The sequence below is a fragment of the Halolamina sp. CBA1230 genome, from assembly GCF_002025255.2.
GTDB lineage: Archaea > Halobacteriota > Halobacteria > Halobacteriales > Haloferacaceae > Halolamina.
Map to the genome: position 1 here is coordinate 1,671,804 of NZ_CP054587.1, position 26,097 is coordinate 1,697,900.

Genomic DNA, 26,097 nt, shown 5'->3' on the forward strand with positions numbered 1-26,097 from the left:
ACAACAGTCAGGGGCCCGCCGCTCCGACCCCGAGCCATGGCTGACCCCTACGGCCGGGCCATCCGTGACTTCCATCGGGACGAGCAGGACGAGCCCCTGATCGACCGCGACGGCGACGAAAGCCGTGACCATGCGATCGAGGAGTACTACTTCGGCGAACACACGCCGGAAGAGTGGTTCGAACCCCGCGTCGACGGGCCGCTGCTGGATATCGGCGCCGGCGCGGGACGGGACGCACTGTACTTCCAGGAGCGCGTGGAGACGGTCGCACTCGAGGTGAGCGAGCATCTCGTGACGGTGCTGGAGGAGCGCGGTGTCGAGAATGCGCGGCTGGGCGACATGTTCGCGCTCCGGGAGCAGTTCGGCCGGGACCGCTTCCAGGCGGCGCTCGCGGTGGGGACGCAGATCCAGTTGGCGCCCTCCGATCACGCGCTCCGTGAGTTCCTCGCGGATCTCGCCCACGTCACGACGCCCGACGGCGTCGCCCTGCTACACGGCTACGACCCCGAAGCTGCGGTCGAGGAAGACGTGTTCGCCTGTCGCTCGGACCCCACGTCCGGGATCGCTCACCGCGTCTACCACAGCGAGTACGAGGGCGAGGTAGGTGAGACGCTCCTGTTCAGGCTGTGCAGCGTCGACCGCCTCCGCGAGGCGACCGTCGGCACCGCGTGGCACGTGGCCGACAGCCGGCAGGAGGACGTGACGTGGCTGGCAGTGCTGGAGAAGGACGAATAGTGGCCGCGGGAACGGTCACCCGCGGCGTCAGTAGGGGCCGCGCGAACGGCCACCCGCGGCATCAGTAGTGGTCGCGGGAACGGTCACCCGCGACATCAGTAGTCGCCCAGCCGGGACTGCCCGCTCTCGCCGTCGGCGACGCCGGCGAGTTCGGCGGCGCGGGCGATAGCGTCCGCGAACGTGTCGCGCTGTGAAGCGTCGTACAGCGTCGCCGCGGGGTGGACCGAGAGCAGGACGCGCTGGGAGCGGTCGCCGATCCGGGCGTCCTGCACCTCGCCGGCCTCCTTCGTCACCGCCACGTCGCGATCGAGCAGGTGCTCGCTGGGCACTTTCCCGAGCGTGACCACCAGCTCCGGATCGACGGTCTCGATCTCGCGTTCGAGGTAGCTCCGGCAGTTCGCTAGCTCCTCCTTGTGGGGGTCGCGGTTCTCCGGCGGCCGGCAACGCACGCAGTTGGTGATCCGGACGTCCGAGCGGGCGAGTCCCGCGTCCCGCAGCGCCTCGTCGAGCACGTCGCCCGAGCGGCCGACGAACGGCTCGCCACCCTCGTCCTCCTGCTGGCCCGGCGCCTCGCCGAGGAAGAGGAGGTCGGCGTCTGCCGGCCCGACGCCGTTGACGATGCGGCTCCGTGACTCGACAAGCGCGGGACAGCGTTCACAGGACTCCACGCAGAGGCCGTCGTTCATACCGGACCCCGGGCGCCGACCGGCTTGAAGGGTGGCGCTTCGTTCCGGCAACCTCGGCGGGCGCCGGAAGCTCGAAGTCGGCGCGGGCGGAGGACCCACCCGTGCTCCCCATCATCGACGGCCACAACGACACGCTGCTTGCGGCGACCAGCGACCGCGCTGGCGGCGCGTTTCTCGACAGCGAGGACGCAGTCCTTGACAGCGAGGACGCCGACAGCGAGTCGGAGGCCGACGACGACACCAGCGACGGCCACCTCGACCTCGCCCGCGCCGAGAAAGCAGGGCTCGCGGCCGGGATCTTCGCCGCGTTCGTCCCCAACGAGGAGGAACTGGAGGACTGGAGCGAACTCCCGCCGGCAGTCGACGCCGAGCGCGCCCGCCGGATCGTCGACGAGCAGTTCGAAACGCTCCACAGCTGGGCCGCCGCGACCGATCGCTTCCGCGTGATCGGCGATATCGACGACCTCGACGCCTGTCTCGCCGGTGACGCCGTCGGGGGGATTCCCCACATCGAGGGCGCTGGAGCCGTCGATCCCGACCTTGTAAATCTTGACTCGCTATACGAAACCGGCCTGCGATCGCTCGGGCTCGTCTGGTCGCGCCCCAACGCCTTCGCTCACGGCGTCCCCTTCGAACACGACGCGACGCCGGACATCGGGCCGGGGCTGACCGAAGCCGGGTTCGATCTGGTCGACGCGTGTGAGGAGCGGGGGATCGTCGTCGACCTGGCCCACCTGAACGCCGCGGGGTTCTGGGACGTCGCCGAGACCGTCGACGCGCCGCTGGTGGTCTCCCACGCCGGCGCCCACGGCGTCTCGCCGGCGTCGCGGAACCTCACCGACGACCAGCTCGACGCCGTCGCCGACAGCGGCGGGATCGTCGGCTGTACGTTCGGCACGGCCCACCTCCGCCCGGACGGGCAGCGCGGGACGGACGCCTCGCTGTCGACGCTGCTCGACCACGTCGCGTACTTCGCCGACCGGATGGGCGTCGAACACGTGGGGCTGGGGTCGGACTTCGACGGCGCGACCGTGCCCGAGGCCGTGGGCGACGTGACGGGGCTCCGCGACGTGCTCGACGGGCTGGAGGACCGGGGGTTCGACCGCGCGGAGCGGGAGGCGATCGCGTCCGGGAACTGGCGGCGGGTGCTCGAGGCGTGGTGGGCGTAGCGGGACGAGCGCCCACAGCTGTCGTCGTTCCGGTCGTTGCATGCTCCCACCCAGTTCTGACACTAGAGAGACGTGCTACGCGGAGTCCGTCGTCGTCCGCCCGCTTGCCGTCTCGGTCGCCGTCGCGGGTTCGTAGTGAACGCGGTGGACTACCGTCTCCGACTCCTCGGAGATCGCCGTCACCACGAGCTGATCACCCGCCTCGTGTAACGCGACGGTCGCCCACGAGTCGGCCCACCCGTTCACCTCGTCGTCGCCGCCCGAGAGTTCGGTCTGCCACTCCTCGATGGTCGACTCGATACGGATCGCCTCGGCCTCGATTCCCGGGTTGTCCGCCAGCACCACTTTCGCCCACTCGACGTCCGAGACGGCGCCGTCGGTGTCCTGCTCGTACTCCCAGTCTACCTCCGCGACCACGTCGTGGTCCGTGTCGACGATCTCCGGGTCGAACACGTCGCTGGGGTTCTCCGGCACGTCGGGACGCCTGCCGACCCAGAACACCCGCCACTCCCCCGAGTCAGGGAGCAGTACCCACGTCTCGCCGATCGCGAGGTTCGTCGGCTCCGACGCTGCCTCGACGAGCACCCCCGAGCGATCCGCGAGGGCGGCATCGAGCCCGCCGTCATCGAAGACGAACCCCGCCGCCTCGAACTCGCGGATCTCCGACGCCGTCGGATCAGCGCCGACGGTCTCGGCCGTATCCGGATCGAACGACGGCTGCGTCTCCGGAAACGTGACCTCGCCCGCCTCGATCGTCGAGACGAACGGGCTCTCGCTGTGGACGGTCTCCCGGAGCGCCTCGGCGTCGCCGGCCGCGACGGCCGCGAAGTACGCCTCGATCGCGGCGACTGGCTCCCCGTCGGCGGTTGGGGTCCCGGCCGGCTCCGGATCGTCAGTGTCGGTGTTCGGTCCCGACGCCGACGTTTCCGGGGGTTCCGTCCCGGGTTCATCGGCGCCAGGGCCGGTGGATTCGGTCTCGATCGCGGCGAGACAGCCAGTCAGCCCCGCCACGCCGAGCGCGCCGGCGATGGATACGTAGGTTCGTCGTCGCATGGTTGGACGTAGTCTCACTGTGTTGTAAACCGTCGAGCGATGTTGCACGGCCGGAAACACACGTCTCGGGATCCTGCTCCGCTCCGGACGTCTCGATGCGTCGGCGCGGATTCTGAGGGCGAACCGCTGCTCGACCACTCGCGTACTTCGTCGGCCGGCCGGGCGCCGAATACGCTCGGGTGGGGTCGGACTTCGACGGCGCACCCATGCTAGAAGCCGTGCTGGACGGACTCCGTGGCGTACCCGACGGCTTCGAAGGACGAGACGAAGGTTCGACCGCACGGGGCGGGAAGCGATCTCGTCTGGGAACTGCCGGCGGGTGCTCGACGCGTGGTGGCGGTAGTCGACCGCCCAAACAGAACTTTCAACTGCCGTATCACCCATGGTCGAGATATGCGTCCCACACCCCGATTCTGGCACACGGTCGCACTGGCCGGCGTGCTGGCGGGGCTGGGAGTTCTCGCAGAGCGCCCGGCCGGTATGCTTGGCGGCGGCGTGCTGGGCGCGTGGCTACTCACCAGCCAGTACACCGCACTCACAGAGTTCCGCGCCGTCGGTGAGCGGCTCGACGTGACAGTCGATCCGGTTCGTGAGGCTGTTGTCGTCGACGAATCAGTCTCGGTTACCGCCTCGATCTCGCTTGCTTCGCCGACGCAGTCACGGATCGAAGCAACCGTCCGCACCCCACCAGGAGCAGCGCTCGACGACGATACGGAAACGACCGTCGTGCTCGAACCGGGCGAGACAACCGCCACGACCACGTTCACGTGTTCGTTCCCGGTCGCGGGCGAGTTCGACTATCCGCCGGTATCGGTGACGATCCGGAGCCACAACGGGACGGTCACCGAGACACTACCAGTCGACGCTGATCAGCGCCTCAGAGTCGACCCACGGCGCCCACGGAACCTCCACATCGGCCAGGGCGGCGACCGTGTCGACGCCTACGGCGAGCACGCAGCCGGGAGTGGCCCCAGCGGACTCGTCCCGGAGGAGATCCGTCAGTACGTCACTGGCGACACGCTCGATCGGATCGACTGGAAAGCGACCGCCCGGCTACGGTCCCCTCACGTCCGGGAGTTCGAAACCGAGACGGACCGGAAGACGATCATCGCCGTCGACCACAGCGAGCGGATGAATCATGGGCCAGAGGGACGGACGATGCTCGACTACGCCCGAGAGGTCGGACTCGGTCACGCGCGGGCGGCGGAGTCGTTCAACGATCCGCTCGGGTTCTACGCGATCGGCGACGAGGGGATCACCGTCCGACAACGCCCGACGACCGCCCCGCTTGGCTACCGGCACATCCGGAACGCGCTTCACGATCTCGAGCCGACAGCTGTCGGGGAGCACTCGCCCGCCGATCGCGGCCGTGACCGCCTCGCACGTCCCGCCGATGCCCGGTCGACCGCACGGCGACTGGCTGGCGACGACTCCTCATTCAGTGAGACGGTCTCCCCTTTCCTCGCCGACACCGATGCGTACGTCCAGCGGATCGAGTCCGACCCCCTGTTCGAAGGCATCCGCCGCATCCTTGCTGAGACTGACGGACAGATCTGGCTGGTGTTGCTCACGACCGACGCACGTCGGGATCGGATCCGCGACGCCGCGTCGCTGGTCGCCAGCGAGGGGGGAACGCTCTCGCTGTTCCTCACCCCTCAGGTACTGTTCGACGCTGACTCCATGGACGACCTGTCCGTGGCGTACGACCGATACGCGTCGTTCGAGTCGTTCCGGCGAAGCGTCGACCGCGGGCCCCGGACTGAAGTGTACGAGATGGGACCGGGCGATCGGCTGGATGCGATCCTCGCTGCTCGACGGCGCGCGCGGCAGTGATTGCCTTCGAAGAAGGAGCGAGCTGTCTCACCCCTGAAGGAGCGAAACAGCTATGAGTATGAATTAGCATGGTGGAAGACACGCGGATCGTCGGCGAGCGAGGGCAAGTCACCTCCCGAAGTCACTTCGGGAACGATTCGGAATCCAGGGTGGCGATGAAGTCATTGTCCACGAGGACGAGGAGGGACGGATCGTCGTCGAAAAGGCAGTTACGACGGACGACCTCGCGGAGGGATACCGCGTTCGGTCCGAACAGATGGCCGATCTCGCTTCCGAACTCGAGGGTGTGTCCGCAGAGGCCGATTCGACTCTCGGCGACGTGCCCGAGTGGGAGTCGTAGATGGACGTCCACCGTGGTGACATTGTCATCGTCGAACTGAATCCGACTCGCGGGTCGGAACAGCGTGGAACCCGTCTGTGTCTCGTCATCCAGAACGACATCGGGAACGCGAACGCGCCGACAACCATCGTTGTCCCGTTCACGACATCCTTTGACGACCGCTTGTACCCGTTCGAGGTACTGGTTCAAGCCGACGAAAGCCCACTCTCAGAGGACTCTGTCGCACCCTGTAGTCAGATTCGTACCGTCTCTATCTCGCAGCGGATTACGGAGAACATCGGATCGATCCCCGCGGATCGGATGCGTGAGGTCGACGATTCGCTCGCGTATTCGCTGTGTATTCAGTAGGTTCAAATGCGTGTGAACGGACGACTTATCCAATCGTAAGTTAACCCACGGCTAAAGCCGTGGGCTTTCACCATGGACTCCCGCTCTAGCCGAATCCGGCAGGGGTTTGACCCCGTTCGCGTTCAGCATCCCGGTGTTCAAGCGCACACCTACGGGTGCGCCTCCTTCGCCCCCAGTTTGGTTGCGAAGGAGTCTGTAGCCGATGTTCTTGGCCGCGTTGTAGTCCGCGTGATTCTCGTACCCACAGGACTGACAACAGAACGTCTCCTGCGACGGGCGGTTGTCCGCGTGCGTGAACCCACACGACGAACACCGTCGCGATGTGTTCTTCGGGTTCACCTGTTCGACGTGGATACCGCGTTCATTGGCTTTGTACGAGACGTACTCGTGCAGGCGGCGGAACGCCCACTCGTGGAACTGACGGGCGTTTGGCATCCGATCACGGATACCCGTCAGGTTCTCGAAGGCGATTACCGTACAGCCATTCCGAGCGGCTTCCGCGACGAGTTCGTTCGCAACTCGGTGAAGGTACTGCTCGAACCGGCCCGTCTCCTTGCGCCCAACCGCTTGCACGTTCTCGTGGGCCCACCGCGTTCCACACTCTTGGAGCGATGTGCGGCGTTCGACGTACTCCTGTCGCCAGTGGGTGAGTTCGTCAGCAGCCCAGAACACGCCGGTCGAGGTGACGGCAATGTTCTCGACCCCGAGATCCACGCCGAGAATCGTTCCATTCTCGGCTGGGTCGGGATCGTCCACATCCGCCTTTGTTCGGACGTGGAGGTAGAAGTCGCCACGGCGAGAGTGGAGTGTCGCGCCGGTCGTCTCCCATTCGTCGGAGCAGAGGTACTCCGAGTGGGGCGTGTCACGGTTCTCGTCGGGCAAGACGTACTCGACGGTGACGCGCCCATCGACAGTGGACAGCGACGCGTGGTCGTCGTGGAAGGTGGCGTTGCGCTGGTTGTATTCACAAAACGGCGTCGTAAACGTCGGCAACGAGGCGTACTCACCATTCGCCCACGTGGCGACCACGCTATCGAGCGCATCGACAGCACGGTCACGAGCCGATTGCACGTGGTTGCTGTGGAGTCGCGTCTGCTCGCGTACCTCGTCGTAGGTCATCTCGTGGAGGACGGACTTGCGGGTTTCAGCCCATTCGCCGTCCCACGCGGCGTCTACGACGTAGTTCGCGGCCCACAGGAACTCGTCAATCGTCTCCTGAAGCAGGTCCGCCTGTTCGTCGGTCACATCGAGTTTGACCGGGACGGTGCGGCGGACCTCCATATTCATCACAATACGACCCATGATTAAAAGTATTAATATAGTCCGGTGGGGGAGTCAGCCTGCCACCAGCAACGGTAGTAATGTAATCAAGCGAACGCGCTTCCTCCCACCCCTAAAGGGGTGGGTTTCCGCGCTGGTACCGCTATGAGTACGAGCCCGCTACTGATCTCGCCTCGTGGGCGCGACGTGCTGGGGAACACTCCGGCGCTCGTCGCGGTTCTCGCAACGGTGCTCGGGTTCGGCATTCTCGGGACGCCGCTCGCTGCGGCAGTCGGCCTCCTCCCTGCCCTAGCGTTTGTCGCCGGTGGGCCCGTACTGGCGTTTGCGGTCGGAACTGTCGCGGTCGCCGGGCTCGGCGAAGTCGTCGGTCTCCCGTCGATCCCGGCGATCGTCGTGCTGACAGGGATGCTTGGCGTGGACGTGGTCGACGATGGGCGCCGCGCGACGGCGCTGTTCGGCGCGCTCATTGCCGCCATCGTCGGGACATCCGTCGTGCTCCAGGCGACCGGGACCGGCCTGCTCGCGGCGACAGCCATCCTTGGTGGCGGTCTCGTGCTCGCGAGCTACCTGCTCCATCGCTACGAACTGGTGACGCTCGGGCTGGTCGAGCCGGAGGGAACCGATGGCTGAGGCGGAGCAGGCGGGCGAGCAGCCCGCCGACGAACCGGCGGCCGACGACCGGGCCGAGGACCTGCGTGCCCAGGTCGATCTGCTGCGTGCAGAGAACCGACGGCTGCGCGAGGAGTACCGTCGCGCCCGGCAGGCAGGCTACCGTCGAACCGCGATCGGACTCGGTGCCGTCGGCGCCGTCGCGGTGCTGGCCGGCGTGCTGTTCCCGGCTGCGCGGGACGTCCTGTTCGTGCTCGGGGCGATCGGGATCTTCGGCGGCGTGCTCACCCGATATCTCACACCCGGCCGGTTCGTCGCCGCCGAAACGGGCGAGCGCGTGTACGCTGCCCACGCCGACACGCTGGGTGCACTGCTCGAACAGTTGGGGCTGAGCGAGACGCACGAGTACGTCCCCGTCGCCGGGGAGCCGCCGGCGCGACTGTTCGTCCCCCAACATCAGGAGTACAGCCGCCCCGACGACGACGAGCTGGAGCATCCGCTCGTGGTCGGTGACCGCGACGACGAGCGTGGCATGTCGATCGTTCCTGCCGGCGGGACGCTGTTCCGGGAGTTCGAGTCGTCGCTCGCGGGCTCGCTCGGGGAGGACCCCACAACGGTCGTCGAGCAGGTCGCCGACGCGCTCGTCGAGGGGTTCGAACTGGCTCGGACCGTCGAAACCGACATCGACGCCGCGGACGGGCGGGCGACACTCTCGCTCGGCGGCGCGGTGTACGACGATGCTGACCTCCCGGACAACCCGCTCGGGTCGCTGCTCGCGGTCGCGCTCGCGGAAGCGCTCTCGGTCCCCGTTCGACTCGAAACGGGGCGGAGTGGCGAGGAGCTCGTCGTCACCTGTCGCTGGGAGCCGGACGACGTCGAGAGCGAAGCAGGGGGGACGGAGCAAGTAGGGGAGACGGAACGGATCGACGCCGAGTAGTCTGTTCTCAGTCGTCGGTCGCCCGATCAGTCGTAGGCTGTGCCGTGTCGGCCTCAGCATCGTCCGGCACCGGGACCGAAGCGATGAACTCGTCGACCAGGTCGTCGACGCTCTCGCCGCCGAGCTCGGCGTCGGTGCTGAGCACGAGTCGGTGGCGCAGTACGGGGTGGGCAAGGTCTTTCACGTCGTCGGGGATCACGTACTCCCGGCCGTCGATCGCCGCGGCGGCCTTCGCGGTGTTGAGGAACGCGAGTGTCGCCCGCGGGGAGGCGCCGTGCTCGACGTCCGACGAATCTCGCGTCGCGCGCACGAGATCGAGGATGTACTCCCGGACCGGCTCGGCGACGTGGACATCGGCGACGACGGAACGAGCCGCCGTGAGCTCGTCGCTCGACACCACTTGCTCGATCGTGTCCGGGCCGATATCGGGCTCGGCGTCGAAGCGATCGAACAGTTCGCGCTCCATCTCACGGCCCGGAAGATCGACGGTGAGTTTGAGCTGGAAGCGATCCCGTTGGGCCTCCGGCAGCGCGAAGGTGCCCTCCATCTCGATCGGGTTCTGGGTGGCGATCACCATGAACGGGTCCGGGAGCGAGAGCGTATCCCCTTCGATGGTGACCGTCCCCTCCTGCATCGCTTCGAGCAGCGCGCTCTGGGTCTTCGGCGTCGCCCGGTTGATCTCGTCGGCGACGACGACGTTGGCGAACACGGGGCCGCGCTGGAGATCGAACTCCCCGGTTTGCTCCCGATAGATATGGGTGCCGGTGATGTCCGCAGGGAGGATATCCGGCGTCATCTGGATCCGGTTGTACTCGAGGCCCGACGCCCGGGCGAACAGGTTCGCGATCGTCGTCTTGGCGACGCCGGGAACCCCTTCGAGCAGCACGTGGCCGCCGGTCAGCGCCGCGATCGAGATGCCGCGGACGACGTCCTCGTTGTCGATCAGCACGCCGCTCACCTCCTCGCGGATGGCAGCGTGGAACCCAGCCGGATCAGTCATCGTGTTCCGTTCGCTTGTCACCCCGTATAACACCTCGCATCACGCGCCGGAGCCGCGTCTCGTCCCAGTCGGGATGCTCTCGGGAGAGGTACGCGATCACCTCCTCCGGGTCGGCGTCAGCGAGCGCGAGCTCCTCGCTTGGCGCATCGTCGCGGCTGAACCGCTCGCTGAGCGCGGCGAGCCGGCGGCGAAGACGACCGCTCCAGACCACCGCACCGACGGCGAACAGGCCGAGTGAGAGCTGCCAGAGTGGACTGTCCCGCAGCACGAGCACTGCACGCACGAGCGGGGGTTGCCCCGTCTTGTGGGAGTAGTCAAGCAGGGCACGCTCGGCAGAGAGGAGGTTCCGGGCGAACTGATCGTTGCCCGGCCGGTCGAGCATGGCGTTGATGAACAGGCTCGGATCCGAAACGACGTAGACGGTCCCGTTACCGACGGACTCCCGGACCGCGACCGGGCGGCTCGCAAGCTGTTCGTCGTCGTCGAGTTCGCCGTCACGATCGCGGTCGAGGTAGGCGAACTCCGAAGAGGAAACGAGGACGGTCGTGTTGTTCGCCGATGCGTTCACCTGGAGGCTCGTTCCATGGTTGAGGGTGAGCGCGTCGACACCCGTGGTCGCGGGGTGATCGCTCACGTTGGCCGCAACCGGGAGCGCCGGCGAGCGGTAGTACTCCTGCTCGTCACGCAGCGGGGCGCCGTCGAACCGCGTCTCGACGCCGAGGCGTTCGAGGATCGGCGTCGAGTGGGGGCGGAAGTCCTCCGCGACGACCAACGTGCCACCCGAAGCGACGAAGTCAGCAACACGGGCCCGATCGCGTTCGGAGTAGGGCTCGTTCGGGGAGAGGATCACCGCGACCGTGCCGGTGGGGTCGACGGTCTCGTACTCGGAGGTGTTCAGTGCGACGGTCGGCTCGGCACCCTGGTCGCTCGCGAGTCCGCGGAGCTCGCTGGCACCGTTCCAGCCTGCGTTGTAGGCGCCGAACGCGCTCTGGGAGGTGCTCGCGGCGACGGCACCGCTGAGGACGACCGAGAGCGCAAGCGCGACGAGTAGGAGCTGGGGAAGGGACCACCGTTCGGGAAGCCAGTCGGCCACTCAGATCACCCCCTCCGGGAGGATCGCGAGGATGCGGCGGATCACGATGTAGCCGAAGACGGCGAGTCCGACGGCGATCAGCCACTTGAGCCGGGAGCGCCACGTCGGCGTGACGCGGAACGGCGCGGTGAGTTCGACGACGACCAGCAGCCCGATCAGCGAGACGACGAAAAACAGCTCGTAGCTGAGACTCGACAGCAGCGTCAACACGAGGGCAGCCCCGAGCAGCCACGCGAGCGTCGCCCGGACGAACCGCTGTCGCCGCGCGGTAGCCATGGACGACACGTGGGGCATCGGTGTCTTCAGCGTGTCGCCTTCGGCCCCGAGTCGGTACGCCTTTGGGTGGGGCCGGGAAGGTTCAGCCGAATGCTCCCGTGGGGTCACGCCGCGGTCGGCTATCTCGGCTACCGGTTGTACACGTTCCTCCGCCATCGGCGCCCACCAGCTGGCAGCACCGTGCTCGCACTCGCGATCGGCACGCAGTTCCCGGACCTCATCGACAAACCGCTCTCGTGGACGTTCGGCGTGCTCCCCTCTGGGCGGAGTCTCGGACACTCGCTGCTGGTGTTCGCCGTCGTTGCGGCGGTTCTCTTCGCAGTCGCCCGTGACCGCTCAGCGCGAACGCAAACGGCGCTGTTCGCGTTCGGGTTCGGCTGGGTCAGTCACATGTTCTCGGACGGCTACACCGTGCTGTTGGGGCGAGACACCTGTGTGAACTACCTCCTCTGGCCGCTGGCTGCCTGTCCGTACAGCGAGAGCGGCCGCTCGATCATCCCGTTCCTGCTGAACGTGGAGTTCACGGGGACGACCCAGATCGGTGTCGGGCTCGCGGTCGTCGCCGGCATCGTCTGGCTGCTCGACGGCGCGCCTGGGGTGTGGCTCCTGCTTCGTCGCGGGCGGGATCAGCTGAGATAGCGTGGAAACGACCGCCTAACGAGGCGTGTGCGCCACCGATGGCGAGTATGGCGCGACATTTCCCGGCCGAACGGGACGGCTGCTACTACGGGCGTGTCGTGGACTGCTGCTGGCTCTGCTACCTCCGGCTGGTGTGGGCCGCGCTCAGTGCGCGGGTGCGACTGGGGGAGTCGTGAAGGGGCGGACTCCCGACGTGTCACCGAAGGCCGTCAACCGGTGAGAGCCGGGAGACCTGCCACCCGGCGACAGCGGCGCCGATGAGGCTGATCGGGACGGCAACCGCGACGCCGGCGCCGAGGACCCACGTCGGCGTCCGAACCACGTTCTCGAAGCCGACGATCGAGGCGGCGACGGCGTCAAGCCCCATTCCCAGTGGGATCGTTGCGGCGACGCCGAGGAGCCCGCCGACGACGCCGAGGAACACCGCCTGAACGACCACGACGCCAACGAGTGTCCGCGTCCGGGAGCCCAACGCTTTGAGAGCGGCCAGTTCGCGGCGCTGCTGGTACACCACCGACACCATCAGGTTCGCCGTGAGCGTGATACCCGCGAGCACCGCGAGGACCACGAGACTCCCGCCGCTGGCGAGGACGACCGCCTGTCGCTCCAGCGTCGCCTCCAACTGTTCACGGTTGGTTCGGACCTCGTACTCCGGGTGCTCGCGTTCGATCTCGCGAGCGACTGCGTCGGGATCAGCGCCGTCGACGAGATCGACCGTGATCAGCGATGCGCGATCCGTTGCGGTCGTTCCAGTCACTTCCTGCAGTTCGCTGAGGTGCAGCGTCACTGTCGCCGTGCCGAGGAACCGCGAGAACGTCGGCGAGATGCCGACAACGGTGAACTCGTTGGCCCGCGCATTGGAAATGGTGCCGCCGATATGGAGCGTATCACCCACGGAGACGTTGAACATCGCGGCCGTCCGCTGGTCGATGATCACCTCGTGGGTCATCGGCCCGGTATAGTTCCCGTCCGCGTAGTGGATATCCTTGTGTTGGAACTGCTGGCCTTCGGTGACCTGCACGCTGCCACCGCGAGCGGGTGCGCCGGTACCCACGAGCGTCTCCCAGTTCTCCTCGTCAGTGCTCACGTACACCGTCTGGAACGCCATGGGGACGGCTGTCTTGACGTCCTCACGGGACTCGATGGCCGCGCTGAGTTCGTGGGCATTGACGACAGTGTTCTCGAACCCGCCGACGGTCCCGGGCGCGAGTTTGATCGGGCCACCCGTGACCCAGAGGTCGCGGCCGGACGCGTCGAACTGCTCCTCGCCGGTTTCGACGACACCGATTCCGACGCCACCGAGCAGCGTGGTCGCGAGCACCGCCAGCGTGATCCCCAAGACGGAGAGGACGGTTCGAGTCCGGTCGTGACGAAGTTGGGCGAACGCGATGCCGATGACGGCACGAACGCGGGCGAGTGCACCGCGGATCCGGCCCGTCATTGATCGAGCACCTCGACGATGTTCGTCCGCCGAGCCAGCCACGCCGGGTACGGGGAGGCGAGCAGGCCGATTCCGATCGCCACCAGCGGGCCGTACGCGAGGAGCAGTGGGTGGAACGTGGCGACGTTGCCGACGCCGAGGTACGCGGTACTGGCCCAGTTGATGCCGAAGATGCCGCCGACGCCGAGCAGCGTCCCCGCGATGCCGCCGAGGCCGGCGATCGTCACCACCTGCGACAGGACGAGGATGGTCTGTGAGCGGCGAGAGAACCCCATCGCGCCCTGGGCGGCGATCGTGGCCCGGTTGGCGATCACGTCCAGTCCCGTCAGCGTCGCGACGAACAGTGCGCCGATGCTCACCGCCGTCAGGAACGCCGCGACCGCGACCGCGAGCGGGAGGCTCGTCGTCGAAAGGCTGGCGCCGCCGACGCCCGAGCGGGTCAACACGTCCGTCCGTGGGTAGATTCCGGTCAGTTCGCGCTCGACTGACGGGTCGTTCGTGCTCACGAGGATCTGGTCCGCCTGATCGCCCGAAGCAGTCCCGGTGATCGTCTGGAGTTCGCTCAGGTGGACGAGCATCACCGGGACGGGGCCGAGCCCGGTTCCGATATCCGCCTCCGCCACGTCGACGGCACGGAAGGAGTGATCGGTACTCGAGGCGTTCAGGGTGGTCCCAGTGTCGGCACCCAGCACGTCTGCGGCTGCGGAACTGAGCACTGCCTCGCCAGTCCACGAGCCGTTGTACGTGCCGTTGTCGTAATGCGGGTCACCCGTTGTGAGTGCAGTCGTCGGGAGGCCGATCACGTGCTGGTCGTCCTCGGGCGGGATCACGCCAGCCGCGAGCACGTACTCCGAACTGTTCCCGGCGGTGACTTGCAGGATCTGGAGTTGGATCGGCGTCGCGTACGTCACACGGTCGTCCGCCTCGATCTCGTGGGTTGTCTGATGGACGGCGCCAAGTCGTGGCCCCTCGACCGAGACGGCGATGCTCGAAGCGGAGCCGCCCTCGGGGACGATCCAGTAGTCGACGTCGTCACCCTGAACTGTCGACCCGGAGGCGAGCCCAACCGCGACGCTGGTCACGCTCACCATGAGGGCGACGGCGAGGGCGACGCCGAGTAGCGTCATCACGAGCCGCCGTGCCTCTGCAGTTCGGAACCGGCCGAGCGTCTGGACGACTCCGAGTTTGCAGAGGGCGAGCGCCCTACGCATCGTTCACGACGTGGCCATCACGGAGGCGGATCGTTCGGTCGACGCGGTCGAGGACCGCCTGATCGTGGGAGGCGACGATCACTGCTCGATCTTCCGCGACGTCCGCCAGGAGGTCGAGCACGTTCGCTCCTGCTTCGGAGTCGAGTTCGCCAGTCGGCTCGTCGGCGATCAACAGGTCGGGTTCGCCGGCAAGGGCTCGTGCGACGGCGACTCGTTGCTGTTCCCCGCCACTCAGTTCTGCCGGGCGATGGGTCAGCCGGTCGCCCAGCCCGACCCGGTGGAGCAGGAGTTCGGCGCGCTCCTGCCGATCACGTTTCCCGATACCCCACTCGATGAACGGGAGGGCGACGTTCTGCTGGGCGGTGAGCGCCGGGAGGAGGTGGAACCGCTGGAACACGATCCCGATGTGGTCACGCCGCAGTCGGCTCCGGGTACGCTCGCTCAGCGTGGCTGTGTTCGTCCCGCCGATCTCGACACGGCCACTGGTCGGCGTGTCGAGCGCGGCGAGCAGGTGGAGAAGCGTCGATTTCCCGCTCCCGCTGGGGCCGGCGATCCCGACGAGTTCTCCCCGGGAGATGCCGACCGACACGCCGTCGAGCGCAGTGACGACGGTTGCATCGCTCCCTCGCCGCAGGAGCCCACCCCCGTTGCCACGGGTGTAGGTGCGGCTGACAGCCTCCGCATGCACGACGGGCGTGTCCCGCTGCTCGGTCACATCGGGTTCGATACTGCTCATAGATCGCGCCAGTGGTCAATCATTATCGGCAAGGTGGAAAGCGCCGCGGGGAGGGGTGCGCTATCGGTAGTCGTCCAAGTCGATGTCGTCACGGAACTGGAAGTACACACCAGTCCCGAGGATGACCAGAACGGCGAGGATGAGCGCGATCATCCCGATCCCGGGTCCACCGCCACCTGGCCCTGCCGGGGTGGCGGTCGCCGTGTCGGTCGGCGTCTCCGTCCCGTCGGCTGGCGTCGGCGTCGCCGTCTCCTCGGTTGGCGTCGCCGTCTCGGTTGCCTGCTGTTGGCTCTCGAAGCCGATCGCGAAGGCACTGAAGCCGGGCGAGCGGGCGCGGAACTCGTTGCCGCCGACGTGGGTCGTCTCGAGCGTCGTCCACCCGTCGTCAACGTAGCGGAACAGCTGCACGTCGTCGGGTGAACGGTCACCCAGCTGCTCTTCGGAGAGCGTGAACGTGAAGCTGGCCTGCTCGATCTCGTCCGCGCTGATCCCGATCGCGTCAGCGGTGAAGTAGCTCACCGCCGTTCCCTGTGAGGAGTCGAGCGCCGGCGCTCCCGACGGCGCGTTCGCCTGCGGTTCCGTGAACTCGACGCGGAAGTTGCTCTCGCTGAACCGCGTCGTGAGTTCGAGGGCGGTCACAGCCGCGCTCTCGGACGCCACGCTGGGCACCTGGACACTGAGGGGGGTCCCACCGCTCGTGCTGCGGAAGTTGACCGTCGCGCCGGTGTTCGTGGCAACACTGTTCGCGTCGCCACCCTCGTCACCGCCCCCGCCCCCTCCCCCGCCACCACCGCCTGCGGGCGGGTCGTCGCCATCATCCGGTTCAGTTTCGATGACGAAATCCAGGGTGTCCCGGAGGTACGTCTCGGTATCCGTCGACGCCTTGGTGACTTCGGCCGTGTAGTTCCCTGCCTCGGTCGGCCGGATCACGGCCTGGCCGCTGGCGTTGGTCGTCGCCGTCTGGTTGCCCAGCGTGATTTCGGCGTCCGCGACCGGGTCACTGGCACCCGTTACCGAGAACCCGATCGCCTGCCCGACGGTCACCTCGGTCCGGTTGGCCGTGAGGTTGAGCTGGATCTCTTCGGGCTCGGGGTCGACGCCGGGCTCGGTCACGTTGCCGATGGTCACTTCGCCTTTCTCCGTGCTGAACTCGTCGGAGTCGTTCGTCGTGGCGACGTAGACGTACGTGTAGTTGCCCGCAGTCCAGGTGGCCGACGTCCCCACGTCGATCTCGGTCGCGTTGCCCTCGGTGAGGGCAGTCGAGACGGAGGCGTTCAGTACCACGTCGCCGGACGAGATCGTCTCGGGTACCTCCTGCCCGCTCTCGTTCGCGATGAACTCGATCAGTCCCGGGAGGGAGACGGTTCGCTGCTCGGTGCGGTTCGCGAGGGTGACCCCCATGACGTCCGTCCCAGCCTCAAGCCGCGCAACGCCATCGATGGCGTCGATAGTGTGGTCGATACTGATGTTGTCGCTACTGGCGTTCGCGTCAAAGCCGTTCTCGAGCAGGGTGTCCAGATCACCCTTGACGTTGATTGTTGTCGTCTGGTCAGCAAGGACGGACTCATTGAACAGCATCACTGCATGACTTGTCTGCTCGTCAGCAAGGTTAGATTGCAGATCAAAGGTGACGTTCTCACCTGGGTCGACGTCCGAGTTGAGCTGTGTTGCGCTCGCGGTCCCGGCCTGTACCGGGGCGGCGTCGACGCCGAGTACGCGAGTGTCGTTCATGAGCGAGATGTTCCCGTTCGTCTCGCTAACAGCCTTCCCCCCCGACTCCGACGTGACGAGCATGAACGCGTAGGTCCCCGACTCGCTCGGTTCGAACTCGGTCGTGACGGCGCCGTCCTCGATAGATTCGTTATCAGCGACCGTGAACGTGAAGTTCCGGTTCACCTGCGAGATCGTACGGTTCTGAGCCAGGAGTCGCTCCAGCGCCTCGGGAGCGGTGAGGCTTCCCGCCTCATCGATCGCCGACTCGTTCAGGTTCGAGGTGTCGGGGTCGTCGCTGACGCGCGCGGCGACGAGCTGTGCGGTCTGTCCGTCGAACTGCTTCGTTCCCGCACCAGTTCTGTCCTTGAACGCAAGCGAGATGGTTGAGCCAGTCTCGAACACGCCGAGCGTCTGCTTGTTGAGGGGGAACGACCCCGTCTCGTTCGTGTATATTTGCGTGTTCGGCCCCTCGATCGTGGTCACCGCGTTCGTCGTGTCGACACGGAGTGGAATTGCGGCCCGTTCCCAAACAGAGACGTTCTGTGAGGCGTTCAGGAACGAGTCAGTCGATACGAAATCATCGGCGGTCGACGTGTTGAGCGCGGGGGTCTGGCCGCCAACAGAGGCCCCGACACCCGCCACGATCCCGGGTAACGTGGCGGAAAGCACTAGTAGCACTGCGGCTACCAGCGCAGATGTTTCAGCGAAGCGATGTGGCATTCTATCCAAACGAGGGGAGCAACGGAGCAAAAATGTTACGCTGAATATACCACTTCGAATTAGGCCGTTCCTTCGGGATTCGCTCGCTTCGGTCCACTCGAAGTAGCAACTAATTAACCGGACTGGCCAGTGTGCGTCGGCAACAATATATGTCGGCCGGTAAGCTACTTAGGTAATGACTCGGTACGCCGCCGGAGTCGGTGTCCTCCTCTGTTGTACAGTGCTACTCGTCGGCGGGATCGCCGCTGCCGACGCTGCCTACGACATCGAGATCGCGGGTAGCGTCGATACGCCCGATGAGACGGTGACGCTCGAAGGGGAGGAGTACACGGTCTCCGCGATCGGCGTCACCGATCCCGGTGAACCGATCGAGGCGTCGATCACCGCACCCGACGACGCGTCCTACGACGTGTATCTCTATAACGAGGACCGACAGACCGAAGACACGGTATACGACGCCAGCGCGACGGTGACGTTCGACGGCGACTACACCGCAGGGTCGTACCTCGTCGCGGTCTGGGTCGACGGCAGCGTGCGTGCAGTCCACCCTGTCGTTGTGCGTTCGTACGAGGTGAGCGTCGACGGCCCGACCGAGGTCGAACCCGGTAGCGAAGCCGAGTTCGTCGTGAACGTGGCGAACGTTGCGGGGACCCCGGAGAACCTCGATTCGGTCCAAGTCGTCGTGAGCAACGACGGCGACAACGAGGTGCTAACGGCGAGTGAGAACGGGAACGGGCAGTACACCGCGACGACGACGCTCTCGGAGGCGGGCGAGTATCTCGTGTACGGGAACGTCCGGGGCGAGGAAACCGCCGAGGGACAGAAGGAACTCCTCGGCGTGAGTCAGTCGACGACGGTGAGCGTCGAGGAGTCGACACCCACCCCGACGAGCACCGCGACGGGCGGCAGTGGGAACGAGCCGACTGACGACGGAACGGCGACGGCCACCGCCACGACAACCTCGACTGGGACGGCGACCGCGACGGCGACTGCCACCACGACGCCGGCATCGGCGACGGCGTCGGCAGCCCCGGCGACGGAGACGGCGACCTCGACGGCCACACCGAGTAACGTCGTCACGCCGAACGAGGAGTCCTCGACCACCGAGACGACCGGGCGCCTCTCCGTGCTGATCCCGGTGCTCGCGCTGCTCGGGTTCGGGCTGGTCACGCGGCGACGCTGACGCCGGATGGAACACACATATATGCGGTCGTGAACATCCCGCAACTGTGCGATTCTCCGACCCCGGGCGACTGCTGCTCGTGCTCGTCGCCCTGCTGTGTCTGACACAGGGCGCCGCCGGGATCGGTATCAATCCCGAGGCGGATGGGGCCGGTGTCGGAACCGCAAGCGTCGGCGCCGACACCGCACTCCAGACCACGCCGAACAACACGACCGTCCAGCAGGAGAACCCGGACGACGTCGGCGAATCAGGGGATACTGCAGCCCTGCAGTCGTATCTCGTCCAATCACTTGCAGATCGGTTGGGGGAGAGCTCGATCCGGATCAGTGCGGGCCAGTACGAGCAAGGCCGAGCACTCCTCGGCGACGAGTACGACAGTACGCTGGAGAAGTACGTCGACGTCGAAGGCGAGACCGACAGCGCCGCAGCGTTCGACCAGGCTGCCGAGAGCCAACGCGAATTAGGAACAACTGCACAGGAGTACAACGAGACCTACCGGGAGTACCAACAGGCGCGGGAAAACGGGAACGAGGCGCGTGCACGTGAGTTAGCCCGTGAGTTGGGCCGCCTTGCCGGGGACGCGAACGAATCCGCGCGCCGCCTCACAGCGTCGTACACGCGGATCGAGAACACGACGGGGGCCAATCTATCGGCAGCGCAGCAGCGGGCGCTGAACGTCTCCGAAGAGATCTCCCAACAGCAGCAGACAGTCATCACCGAAACGTTCGTCGCGACACGTCTCTCGGTCGGGACGGATGCCGACAGGGTGTCGTTCGCGGCCCCCGCGACCGTCACCGGCCAACTCACGCTGGCAAACGGGTCGGCAGTCCGGAACGAGACGGTGGCGATCCGAATCGGCGATCGCGTCGAGTCAGTGCGGACGGGTCAGAACGGGACGTTCACGGTCGAGTACCGGCCCGTCTCAGTCCAGAACGGGACGGACACACTGCCGGTCGCCTATCAGCCCGCTCCGGAGTCGCCGTATCTCGGCTCGAACGCGTCAGTGGACGTCACCGTCACCCAGACGACTGCCACCCTCACGGTGGACAGTCGTTCGGCGACCGCGAGCTTCGGTGACGAGGTGGCAGTCTCGGGGCAAGCCGCCGTCGACGGGACGCCAGTGCCCGGCGCCCGCGTTCGGGTCACCGTCGACGGTGTCACCCTCGGAACCGTCACGACGGGGAGCAACGGTAGCTACGCGGTCGTGAGCGACCTTCCCGCGTCCGTTGCGAGCGGGGAGACCGACGTGGAAGCGGTGATCGTGCCGTCGGACAGGGCCGTTCGCTCGGCCGTGGCGTCGACGCCCCTCCGTGTCGAGTCGACCGAGACCGCGCTTTCGGTGAACGCATCACGAGCGACTGATGGGCGCGTCCGGCTCACGGGGCAGTTGACAACGACCGAAGGGGCTCCCGTTGCAGGGGAGACGATCGAACTCCGGATCGAGGGGACGACTGTCGCCACAGTCGAGACCGACTCAGCCGGCGCGTTCGAGCAGCTGGTGACGCCGCAGGACGGGCTCGACGGAGTGGTGTCGGTAGAGGCGATCTACGACGCCCCATCGAGCAACCTTGCGGGGGCGACCGCAGAGACGAGTGTGGATCTGGATGCACCGCCTGCTGATCGTGAGAGTGCGCCCGGCGAGGAGGGAACCGAATCCGGCGCAGACAGCGACGGTCGTGATGATGGCCCATTATCTCGTGGAGCCGGTCCACTGTCGCTGGAACTCCTTGCTGGCGGTGGCGCCCTGGTGCTCTCGGTGCTCGTGATCGCCTGGGTCATTCGGCGCGATGGGGAGCGCGGCCCCACCAATCAGCCACAGTCGCCAGGAACATCGACGACGCCTACCTCGGACAGCACCGATAACGGGGGCACAATGGTGGATCACGCCGCTGCACTGCGTGAGGACGGGGAGTCCGACGCCGCGATCCGGGCGCTCTACAACGCCGTGCGACGATCGCTCAGTGTCGGTGATGAAACACAGACCCACTGGGAGTTCTACACCACCGCGAGTGAGCGGCTGCAGCCAGACACGACAGAGACGCTCGAACGACTCACCCAAGCGTACGAGCGAGTGGTCTACAGTCCGGACGAACTGGACAAGGAACAGGCTGATGCCCTGCTGGACGACACCGCAGCATTGCTCGACGAGGGCGACGGCGAGTCGGCGTCGTAGGCGTCCGGGCCTGGCGGTGGACCGACTGGTTTTTCCGCACTGCGCAACCTCGGGCAGATATGGCTGGCCGGTCACGCTGGTTGCAACTCCTCCCTGCACCAGTCCGGCGACTGCCTGCCGATCTGGCCGCAGTCATCGCGCTGGTCGGCGTCACTGCAGCAGTCGTCTTCCTCCCGGTCGTTTCCGAAACGCCTCTTCGCGTGGTGTTCGGCCTCCCGTTCGTGCTGTTCGTTCCTGGGTACGCGTTCATCGCGGCGCTGTTCCCGGAGGCCGGAACGTTCGAGACGAGCTACGACGCGGCCCATGACGAAGTCGCGGCGCCGAACGATCGCTCGGGGATCGACGGCATCGAGCGCGTCGCGCTGTCGTTCGGCCTCTCGATCGCGGTGGTGCCGCTGATCGGGCTGGTGCTGAACTTCACGCCATGGGGGATCCGACTGGTGCCGATCATGGTCGCGGTGAGTCTGTTCACGCTGGCGTCGACGGCCGTCGCCGCGCGACGTCGCTGGGCGCTCGACCCCGAGGATCGGCTCACGGTGCCGTGGCGCGAGTGGCTCGGCGAAGCGCGCGCGGAGCTGTTCGAGCCCGAGTCGCGGGCGGATGCGGCGCTGAACGTGCTGTTGGTAGCGAGCGTCCTGCTGGCTGTTGGGAGTGTTGGCTACGCCGTCGCGGTGCCCCAGCAGGGGGAGGCGTTCACGGAGTTCTACCTGCTGACCGAAAACGAGGACGGCGAGTTGGTGGCCGACGACTACCCCACAGAGTTCACGCAGGGTGAAAGCGAGTCGCTGGTCGTCGGGATCGGGAACCACGAGCATCAGTCGGAGACGTATTCGGTGGTGGTCGCGTTACAGGACGTGCGGATCGAGAACACGTCGGGGAACACCGTGAACGACTCCGACGGCGGTGGGAACATCTCGATTGCCGTCGAGGAAGAGGAGGAGCTTCGACGTTTCCAGACGCAGGTCGCGCACAACGGGACGTGGCACCTCCAGCACAACGTAACGCCGACGATGACGGGCGAGCAGCTGCGGTTGACGTATCTGCTGTACAAGGGTGAGGCGCCCGAAGATCCGACGGTGGAGAACGCCTATCGAGAGCTGCATCTGTGGGTAAACGTCAGTGACCCATGATTGATTTCGTGGGCTTGTCAGTGGACTTCCCTTCTGTCTCCGTAACGGAGTAGGCGTGGAGATCGCCGTTCAGGTTCAGCATCCCTGACGCAAGCGCACACTGATGGGGTGCGCCTCCACTCGAAGACATCTGCCCCGAGTGGAGTCGTTTGAGAAGTTTACGAGCGATATTCTTGCTCGCGTTGTAGTCCGCGTTCAGCAGAGAGCTTCACACTCCCGAAGCATTTGTCGCGGGATTTTTCGAGCGAAGACATCTACCGAGTGCTAGTCAACACAGGTGGGTTCAACTGAACGGTTAAGCGGAGTCCCCTTCCTCAAGGAGCGACCGAAGGGAGCGAGTAGGGAGGGGAGGAGCGCACGCAAATTGTTAAGAGCGAGTACGCCGATAGTGTGACTGTCCATGACGGGCCACAGACAGTCCGTGAGGGTTGGCGCGGCAACGAGGCCACGCTGCGTTTCTCGGCATGGACGGGTCGCAGTCAACCGACCCCGAAAGACGGACCAACGAAGCGAACGTGACGCCTTGTGCCTCTCCGTCGCTCGTGACCGAACGGGCGTAGAGTGGAGGTCACGTCGAATTAAATTGCCTCTGACGTTTGGCCCTGCGTCACAAGCGTCTTTCGTCGGCATGAGTCCCATGCCGAGGAGACACACGCAAGCCACGTCCTCAACGAACGCGTTAGCGCGAGTAGGGCGGGGTAGTTGACCTCCAGTCGTGTTCTCCAACCCCTTCGTAGTGTTTGAGACGGCTCTCGATTTCCCAGGCCTCCCAGTTGCATTCGTGGTAGAGGACATCAGCCAGCTCGGCGAAATTGCTTTTATCTAACTCGATGCCGCGTTTTCCTCGGTACGTAATGTAGGGCTCGCTCCGAAGATCGGCGTAGACCTCTCGCCCGGTCGGGTAGTCACCGTCGATTGCTGACAGATTCAGCAGGTCGTCCTGTCCGATCGGCGCCCCCCAGTTGTGCTTCGCTATCATTGTCGCTAAGAGGGCGCATTTTACCGACGGCTTCTGCATGACCGAACGATGAGGCCACTTCGTAATAAAGCCTGTTAACGGCTGTTAACAGTAGCGGAAACTCTTATGTACACAGAGGGACGTTGTATGCTGTATGAGCATGGAGCATGCGCCCGAACGTGGAGAGAAAAAGGAGCTCCGGAAGGAGCATCCCAGCGGATGGCTCTACCTGACGCAGCATGACGCCGTTCCGATCCTCGTCGACGCGCTGCTCGACCTCCCACCAAACAGGGAGTTCAACAAAACCGAGCTCGCAGAGCACGCCGGCGTCACCAGACAGACCGTCGGCAACTACACCGAGTTGCTGCTGGAGGTCGAACTCATCGAGGAGGTGCCGAACACGTCCCCGCGCCGCTACCGTGTCGCCGACAGTGATGTTGTTCGGGAACTGTTCGAACTGAACAGCGCCCTCAACAACGTCGGCACCGAGTAGGTCCCTGTCCGGAGAAGCTCACGAAAGCACGTCACTCGAACTCCACTACGGTGCGACGGAGCCAACCCCGCCTCACACGCTCGAAGATGGGACGATACGTCGGTATCTCGAAAATCAAAGATTTCGACGACTCGTCGAAACGGCCCGGCCGTTTCGATACGACAACTCACACGAAGACACCAAAGGACACGAACTGCACGTCGCACCGGATCCAGACCCGGACAGTATCACGTTCCCCGGGATGGTCGAACTCTGGGACCGGTTCTGGAACGAAATCCCGAAATCCGAATTCGACGTCGAGTAAGATCATCACCTAGGGTGACACCATGAACGATACCACGCCGCCGCTGCATCCGATGGAGCGCGAACAGCTTCGGGCCGAATCAACCCTCGTCGTAACGGTGAAGTCGTCTGCCGAATTTCACGACGACGTCACCGCCAGCATCGAGACACTTGAACGAGATGCGACGGCGGATTCCACGCCGACGCTCTCGTTCAGCAGCTATGACGACCTCATGGAGACGCTGACACCGCGCGTCCTCGATCTCATCGAGGCCATCCGCCAGGAAGAGCCGTCGAGTATCAACGAGACTGCCCGGGTTGTCGACCGTGACGTAAAGAACGTCCACGAGGAGCTGAGTCGGCTTGCCCAGTTGGGAATCATCTTCTTCGAAGAAGTCGGTCAGCGGAAGCGTCCGGTCGTCTGGTTCGATGAACTCGTCATCAACCTCCCGTTCGATCCAGAGGCTGGCGACACCGCAGCAGCCGCGCCGTGACAGCCCCACAGCAGATCTGTCTTGATTCTCCCAGTTCGTTCATCTACGCAGAAATCAGGTGGCCGTCGTTCTGGGCGAGCTGTCGAGCGAGTTCGTAGAGGCGGATATCCCGGTCGATACGCTGCCAGTCGCTCACCGCCTCCATCCGCTCGTGGACGGTTTCGTGGTTATCGTCGAAGACTGAGACTGTATCCGGGTCGGTCGCGTCGAACCGCTCCTCGTAGTGGTCGCGCTCGGCTTCGAGCTCGCGGACGCGATCGATGATCTCGTCGACGGTGAGGTCGTGGGCGATCCGGCTGGCCTCCTGCCACTCCAGGTACCCATCGTTGCGTTCGTAGTGGGCTGGACGGGCCTCAGTGTCCGCACGGACGATCCCCATCTCCGCGAGCCGGTCGAGATGTTTCTTCGCGGCGTTGGGCGAGCAGTCAGCGAGGTCGGCGACGTCGCCGTAGCTCGTCGGCTCAGTGAGACCGAGGGCGACGTCGTAGACGCGGTCGAAGGTGTCCGCGTCGTCCGGCCAGTCGTGGGGAGTTGTGGGCGCCGGATCGAACTCGTCCATAGGCGTCATTCAGTACGTGTGAATATATGTGTTTGGCTGTTCAGATATTTGTGAGTGATAGGGCGGTTCGACGGATGTAGTCAACTCGGATATCTCCATCGAGTATCTCACAGCCGGCTTCGCTACAGCACCTCGGTGATTCGGGACCAGATCCTCGTGTTCGCGACAGCGATCACCGCGTCAGTGTCGACGATAACGGGGTGGCGTACGTCGCCGTCGACCGTCACTCCTGGAACACGCCGGCCGTATCGAGTTCAGTCGCCTCCTCGAAGGCTTCGCGCTCGCGCTCGATCTCCTTGATGGCGTCCCCGAGGAGGATCTCCGCGACCTCCTCGGGGAGCTCCCCCTCCTTGTACTGCTGGTGCAGCGTGATCTTCTCCTCCTCGGAGAGGACTTCCCGAAGCTTCTCCTGCAGTCCACGTCGAGCGAGTTCGCTGATGTTGATCCCTCCGAGACGGAGGTCGTCGACGACGTGACTCGCCTCCTTTTCGGCCTCGCCTCGGAACTGGATCTTGTCGTTGTTCGTCGCCATTCTGGGTGGTTGTTGGACGGTGATTGCATAGGTGTTGTGACGAGCCATCCGTGTCAGTACAGACGTGTTCGGCGAGTGTCGAGGGTATCAGTCGTCAAGGTACTTGGGGAACCGTGACTGGGGTCGCTACTAGGTCAGCCTCGACAATCATCTTCACGACCTTGCGTCCCGAAAAGGGACGGCGCGCTGTCACTCGAACATCGTCGAGTCGTCGATCGCATTGCTTTCGTTGTTCTTCGGGTCGATCCCCATCTCCCGCAGATCCTCGTCAGTCGGGGGGTGCCCCTCGATACGGGACTTCCCGCCGAGCACGTCCGGCGTCGAAACGATGGGGATGGTCACGCTCAGACACCCACAGAGGGCGCCAGCGTCGAAAACGGGTCGGGTGCAGCGAGAAACGTCTACTGCTCGGCCTGGGTGGGGACGTATCCGACGCCGGTTGTTCCGACCAGTCCACAGTTCGGACAGTCGTA

The 26,097-nt window shown here is 65.6% G+C and carries 28 protein-coding genes and 2 pseudogenes; 15 read left to right on the forward strand and 15 right to left on the reverse strand.

Annotated features, from left to right (window positions below):
• The first annotated feature begins 36 nt into the window (after nt 1-36).
• Entirely contained in the window at nt 37-735 is a 699-nt protein-coding gene (locus tag B4589_RS08765) for a cyclopropane-fatty-acyl-phospholipid synthase family protein (RefSeq protein WP_079233915.1), read from the forward strand.
• 95 nt (nt 736-830) lie between these two features.
• On the opposite strand, the gene B4589_RS08770 is transcribed toward B4589_RS08765, so the two are convergent.
• Nucleotides 831-1,421, reverse strand: coding sequence for a uracil-DNA glycosylase family protein (locus tag B4589_RS08770; RefSeq protein WP_079233916.1), 591 nt, complete (start codon nt 1,419-1,421; stop codon nt 831-833).
• 101 nt (nt 1,422-1,522) lie between these two features.
• On the opposite strand from B4589_RS08770, the gene B4589_RS08775 reads away from it, so the two are divergent.
• The gene (locus B4589_RS08775) at nt 1,523-2,590 is read left to right on the forward strand and encodes a dipeptidase (RefSeq protein WP_079233917.1); all 1,068 of its coding nucleotides are present in this window, start codon (nt 1,523-1,525) and stop codon (nt 2,588-2,590) included.
• Nucleotides 2,591-2,665: 75 nt separating this feature from the next.
• Here the strand turns inward: B4589_RS08775 and B4589_RS08780 are convergent, their stop codons facing one another.
• On the reverse strand, nt 2,666-3,643 hold the full coding sequence (locus tag B4589_RS08780; RefSeq protein WP_079233918.1) for a hypothetical protein: 978 nt from the start codon (nt 3,641-3,643) through the stop codon (nt 2,666-2,668).
• A gap of 393 nt (nt 3,644-4,036) precedes the next feature.
• Here B4589_RS08780 and B4589_RS08785 point away from each other — a divergent pair, with 393 nt between their 5' ends.
• The 3 genes from B4589_RS08785 (at nt 4,037) to B4589_RS08795 (ending at nt 6,164) form a co-directional block, all read left to right on the forward strand.
• Nucleotides 4,037-5,476: a DUF58 domain-containing protein gene (locus tag B4589_RS08785; protein ID WP_079233919.1), complete on the forward strand. Its 1,440-nt coding sequence runs from the start codon at nt 4,037-4,039 to the stop codon at nt 5,474-5,476.
• Nucleotides 5,477-5,618: 142 nt separating this feature from the next.
• A complete protein-coding gene (locus tag B4589_RS08790) occupies nt 5,619-5,816 on the forward strand; it encodes an AbrB/MazE/SpoVT family DNA-binding domain-containing protein (protein ID WP_321169565.1) in 198 nt (65 codons plus the stop codon).
• A complete protein-coding gene (locus tag B4589_RS08795) occupies nt 5,817-6,164 on the forward strand; it encodes a type II toxin-antitoxin system PemK/MazF family toxin (protein ID WP_079233920.1) in 348 nt (115 codons plus the stop codon).
• Nucleotides 6,165-6,215: 51 nt separating this feature from the next.
• Here B4589_RS08795 and B4589_RS08800 read toward each other — a convergent pair whose 3' ends face one another.
• Nucleotides 6,216-7,445: an RNA-guided endonuclease TnpB family protein gene (locus tag B4589_RS08800; protein ID WP_079233921.1), complete on the reverse strand. Its 1,230-nt coding sequence runs from the start codon at nt 7,443-7,445 to the stop codon at nt 6,216-6,218.
• Between the two features lie 144 nt (nt 7,446-7,589).
• Here B4589_RS08800 and B4589_RS08805 point away from each other — a divergent pair, with 144 nt between their 5' ends.
• Nucleotides 7,590-8,075: a hypothetical protein gene (locus B4589_RS08805; RefSeq protein ID WP_079233922.1), complete on the forward strand. Its 486-nt coding sequence runs from the start codon at nt 7,590-7,592 to the stop codon at nt 8,073-8,075.
• Nucleotides 8,068-8,991, forward strand: coding sequence for a hypothetical protein (locus B4589_RS08810; protein ID WP_079233923.1), 924 nt, complete (start codon nt 8,068-8,070; stop codon nt 8,989-8,991). Before B4589_RS08805 ends, B4589_RS08810 begins: the two co-directional genes overlap by 8 nt.
• A gap of 7 nt (nt 8,992-8,998) precedes the next feature.
• On the opposite strand, the gene B4589_RS08815 is transcribed toward B4589_RS08810, so the two are convergent.
• Genes B4589_RS08815 through B4589_RS08825 form a run of 3 tightly spaced genes read right to left on the reverse strand, consistent with a single transcriptional unit; the run spans nt 8,999 to nt 11,360 of the window.
• Nucleotides 8,999-9,991, reverse strand: coding sequence for a MoxR family ATPase (locus B4589_RS08815; protein ID WP_079233924.1), 993 nt, complete (start codon nt 9,989-9,991; stop codon nt 8,999-9,001).
• Nucleotides 9,984-11,084 carry a DUF4350 domain-containing protein gene (locus B4589_RS08820; RefSeq protein WP_079233925.1) on the reverse strand — a complete coding sequence of 367 codons (1,101 nt, stop codon included), beginning with the start codon at nt 11,082-11,084 and terminating at the stop codon, nt 9,984-9,986. Before B4589_RS08820 ends, B4589_RS08815 begins: the two co-directional genes overlap by 8 nt.
• Nucleotides 11,085-11,360, reverse strand: coding sequence for a hypothetical protein (locus tag B4589_RS08825; RefSeq protein WP_079233926.1), 276 nt, complete (start codon nt 11,358-11,360; stop codon nt 11,085-11,087).
• 90 nt (nt 11,361-11,450) lie between these two features.
• On the opposite strand from B4589_RS08825, the gene B4589_RS08830 reads away from it, so the two are divergent.
• Both B4589_RS08830 and B4589_RS18160 read left to right on the forward strand, forming a co-directional pair.
• Nucleotides 11,451-11,999 (forward strand): metal-dependent hydrolase, encoded by a 549-nt coding sequence (locus B4589_RS08830; RefSeq protein ID WP_079233927.1) that lies wholly within the window; start codon nt 11,451-11,453, stop codon nt 11,997-11,999.
• 47 nt (nt 12,000-12,046) lie between these two features.
• On the forward strand, nt 12,047-12,175 hold the full coding sequence (locus B4589_RS18160; RefSeq protein ID WP_255246061.1) for a hypothetical protein: 129 nt from the start codon (nt 12,047-12,049) through the stop codon (nt 12,173-12,175).
• A gap of 20 nt (nt 12,176-12,195) precedes the next feature.
• Here B4589_RS18160 and B4589_RS08835 read toward each other — a convergent pair whose 3' ends face one another.
• Genes B4589_RS08835 through B4589_RS08850 form a run of 4 tightly spaced genes read right to left on the reverse strand, consistent with a single transcriptional unit; the run spans nt 12,196 to nt 17,583 of the window.
• On the reverse strand, nt 12,196-13,440 hold the full coding sequence (locus tag B4589_RS08835) for an ABC transporter permease (protein WP_079233928.1): 1,245 nt from the start codon (nt 13,438-13,440) through the stop codon (nt 12,196-12,198).
• Nucleotides 13,437-14,651 carry an ABC transporter permease gene (locus tag B4589_RS08840; protein ID WP_079233929.1) on the reverse strand — a complete coding sequence of 405 codons (1,215 nt, stop codon included), beginning with the start codon at nt 14,649-14,651 and terminating at the stop codon, nt 13,437-13,439. The genes B4589_RS08835 and B4589_RS08840 overlap by 4 nt, the downstream gene beginning before the upstream one ends.
• Nucleotides 14,644-15,387, reverse strand: a complete 744-nt coding sequence (locus B4589_RS08845; RefSeq protein WP_079233930.1) for an ABC transporter ATP-binding protein — start codon at nt 15,385-15,387, stop codon at nt 14,644-14,646. Before B4589_RS08845 ends, B4589_RS08840 begins: the two co-directional genes overlap by 8 nt.
• Before the next feature lie 60 nt (nt 15,388-15,447).
• Nucleotides 15,448-17,583, reverse strand: coding sequence for a PGF-pre-PGF domain-containing protein (locus tag B4589_RS08850; RefSeq protein WP_143414294.1), 2,136 nt, complete (start codon nt 17,581-17,583; stop codon nt 15,448-15,450).
• Between the two features lie 412 nt (nt 17,584-17,995).
• On the opposite strand from B4589_RS08850, the gene B4589_RS08855 reads away from it, so the two are divergent.
• From B4589_RS08855 to B4589_RS08865, 3 genes are read left to right on the forward strand one after another with little or no spacing between them, the layout of a single operon-like run.
• Nucleotides 17,996-19,003 carry a hypothetical protein gene (locus tag B4589_RS08855; protein WP_079233932.1) on the forward strand — a complete coding sequence of 336 codons (1,008 nt, stop codon included), beginning with the start codon at nt 17,996-17,998 and terminating at the stop codon, nt 19,001-19,003.
• A 46-nt stretch (nt 19,004-19,049) separates the two neighbouring features.
• Nucleotides 19,050-21,176 (forward strand): DUF4129 domain-containing protein, encoded by a 2,127-nt coding sequence (locus tag B4589_RS08860; protein WP_079233933.1) that lies wholly within the window; start codon nt 19,050-19,052, stop codon nt 21,174-21,176.
• Between the two features lie 59 nt (nt 21,177-21,235).
• Nucleotides 21,236-22,306: a DUF1616 domain-containing protein gene (locus B4589_RS08865; RefSeq protein ID WP_079233934.1), complete on the forward strand. Its 1,071-nt coding sequence runs from the start codon at nt 21,236-21,238 to the stop codon at nt 22,304-22,306.
• Here the strand turns inward: B4589_RS08865 and B4589_RS18165 are convergent.
• Nucleotides 22,293-22,505: pseudogene (locus tag B4589_RS18165) on the reverse strand (RNA-guided endonuclease TnpB family protein); the annotation flags it as partial. The gene B4589_RS08865 and the pseudogene B4589_RS18165 sit on opposite strands and share 14 nt — an antisense overlap.
• Before the next feature lie 480 nt (nt 22,506-22,985).
• Nucleotides 22,986-23,324, reverse strand: a complete 339-nt coding sequence (locus tag B4589_RS08870; protein WP_079233936.1) for a hypothetical protein — start codon at nt 23,322-23,324, stop codon at nt 22,986-22,988.
• 94 nt (nt 23,325-23,418) lie between these two features.
• Between B4589_RS08870 and B4589_RS08875 the strand changes: the two genes are divergently transcribed.
• The 3 genes and pseudogenes from B4589_RS08875 to B4589_RS08880 all read left to right on the forward strand — a co-directional run bounded on the left by B4589_RS08875 (nt 23,419) and on the right by B4589_RS08880 (nt 24,533).
• Nucleotides 23,419-23,757 (forward strand): hypothetical protein, encoded by a 339-nt coding sequence (locus tag B4589_RS08875; protein WP_394353838.1) that lies wholly within the window; start codon nt 23,419-23,421, stop codon nt 23,755-23,757.
• A 37-nt stretch (nt 23,758-23,794) separates the two neighbouring features.
• Nucleotides 23,795-24,061 (forward strand): annotated as a pseudogene (locus B4589_RS18170) (DUF6516 family protein); the annotation flags it as partial.
• Between the two features lie 22 nt (nt 24,062-24,083).
• Nucleotides 24,084-24,533: a hypothetical protein gene (locus B4589_RS08880; protein ID WP_079233937.1), complete on the forward strand. Its 450-nt coding sequence runs from the start codon at nt 24,084-24,086 to the stop codon at nt 24,531-24,533.
• 43 nt (nt 24,534-24,576) lie between these two features.
• On the opposite strand, the gene B4589_RS08885 is transcribed toward B4589_RS08880, so the two are convergent.
• The 3 genes from B4589_RS08885 to B4589_RS08895 form a co-directional block, all read right to left on the reverse strand.
• A complete protein-coding gene (locus tag B4589_RS08885) occupies nt 24,577-25,092 on the reverse strand; it encodes a helix-turn-helix domain-containing protein (protein WP_079233938.1) in 516 nt (171 codons plus the stop codon).
• A 223-nt stretch (nt 25,093-25,315) separates the two neighbouring features.
• Entirely contained in the window at nt 25,316-25,624 is a 309-nt protein-coding gene (locus B4589_RS08890; protein ID WP_079233939.1) for a hypothetical protein, read from the reverse strand.
• A 189-nt stretch (nt 25,625-25,813) separates the two neighbouring features.
• Nucleotides 25,814-25,966 carry a hypothetical protein gene (locus B4589_RS08895; RefSeq protein ID WP_158081158.1) on the reverse strand — a complete coding sequence of 51 codons (153 nt, stop codon included), beginning with the start codon at nt 25,964-25,966 and terminating at the stop codon, nt 25,814-25,816.
• Between the last annotated feature and the right edge of the window lie 131 nt (nt 25,967-26,097).

Excerpts from the sequence above, each read along its gene's own strand:
- B4589_RS08765 (WP_079233915.1), top strand. The coding sequence starts at position 37 with ATGGCTGACCCCTACGGCCGGGCCATCCGTGACTTCCATCGGGACGAG.
- B4589_RS08770 (WP_079233916.1), bottom strand. The coding sequence starts at position 1,421 with ATGAACGACGGCCTCTGCGTGGAGTCCTGTGAACGCTGTCCCGCGCTT.
- B4589_RS08780 (WP_079233918.1), bottom strand. The coding sequence starts at position 3,643 with ATGCGACGACGAACCTACGTATCCATCGCCGGCGCGCTCGGCGTGGCG.
- B4589_RS08785 (WP_079233919.1), top strand. The coding sequence starts at position 4,037 with ATGCGTCCCACACCCCGATTCTGGCACACGGTCGCACTGGCCGGCGTG.
- B4589_RS08795 (WP_079233920.1), top strand. The coding sequence starts at position 5,817 with ATGGACGTCCACCGTGGTGACATTGTCATCGTCGAACTGAATCCGACT.
- B4589_RS08800 (WP_079233921.1), bottom strand. The coding sequence starts at position 7,445 with ATGGAGGTCCGCCGCACCGTCCCGGTCAAACTCGATGTGACCGACGAA.
- B4589_RS08805 (WP_079233922.1), top strand. The coding sequence starts at position 7,590 with ATGAGTACGAGCCCGCTACTGATCTCGCCTCGTGGGCGCGACGTGCTG.
- B4589_RS08810 (WP_079233923.1), top strand. The coding sequence starts at position 8,068 with ATGGCTGAGGCGGAGCAGGCGGGCGAGCAGCCCGCCGACGAACCGGCG.
- B4589_RS08815 (WP_079233924.1), bottom strand. The coding sequence starts at position 9,991 with ATGACTGATCCGGCTGGGTTCCACGCTGCCATCCGCGAGGAGGTGAGC.
- B4589_RS08825 (WP_079233926.1), bottom strand. The coding sequence starts at position 11,360 with ATGGCTACCGCGCGGCGACAGCGGTTCGTCCGGGCGACGCTCGCGTGG.
- B4589_RS08830 (WP_079233927.1), top strand. The coding sequence starts at position 11,451 with ATGCTCCCGTGGGGTCACGCCGCGGTCGGCTATCTCGGCTACCGGTTG.
- B4589_RS18160 (WP_255246061.1), top strand. The coding sequence starts at position 12,047 with ATGGCGCGACATTTCCCGGCCGAACGGGACGGCTGCTACTACGGGCGT.
- B4589_RS08835 (WP_079233928.1), bottom strand. The coding sequence starts at position 13,440 with ATGACGGGCCGGATCCGCGGTGCACTCGCCCGCGTTCGTGCCGTCATC.
- B4589_RS08840 (WP_079233929.1), bottom strand. The coding sequence starts at position 14,651 with ATGCGTAGGGCGCTCGCCCTCTGCAAACTCGGAGTCGTCCAGACGCTC.
- B4589_RS08845 (WP_079233930.1), bottom strand. The coding sequence starts at position 15,387 with ATGAGCAGTATCGAACCCGATGTGACCGAGCAGCGGGACACGCCCGTC.
- B4589_RS08855 (WP_079233932.1), top strand. The coding sequence starts at position 17,996 with ATGACTCGGTACGCCGCCGGAGTCGGTGTCCTCCTCTGTTGTACAGTG.
- B4589_RS08865 (WP_079233934.1), top strand. The coding sequence starts at position 21,236 with ATGGCTGGCCGGTCACGCTGGTTGCAACTCCTCCCTGCACCAGTCCGG.
- B4589_RS08870 (WP_079233936.1), bottom strand. The coding sequence starts at position 23,324 with ATGCAGAAGCCGTCGGTAAAATGCGCCCTCTTAGCGACAATGATAGCG.
- B4589_RS08875 (WP_394353838.1), top strand. The coding sequence starts at position 23,419 with ATGAGCATGGAGCATGCGCCCGAACGTGGAGAGAAAAAGGAGCTCCGG.
- B4589_RS08880 (WP_079233937.1), top strand. The coding sequence starts at position 24,084 with ATGAACGATACCACGCCGCCGCTGCATCCGATGGAGCGCGAACAGCTT.
- B4589_RS08885 (WP_079233938.1), bottom strand. The coding sequence starts at position 25,092 with ATGGACGAGTTCGATCCGGCGCCCACAACTCCCCACGACTGGCCGGAC.
- B4589_RS08890 (WP_079233939.1), bottom strand. The coding sequence starts at position 25,624 with ATGGCGACGAACAACGACAAGATCCAGTTCCGAGGCGAGGCCGAAAAG.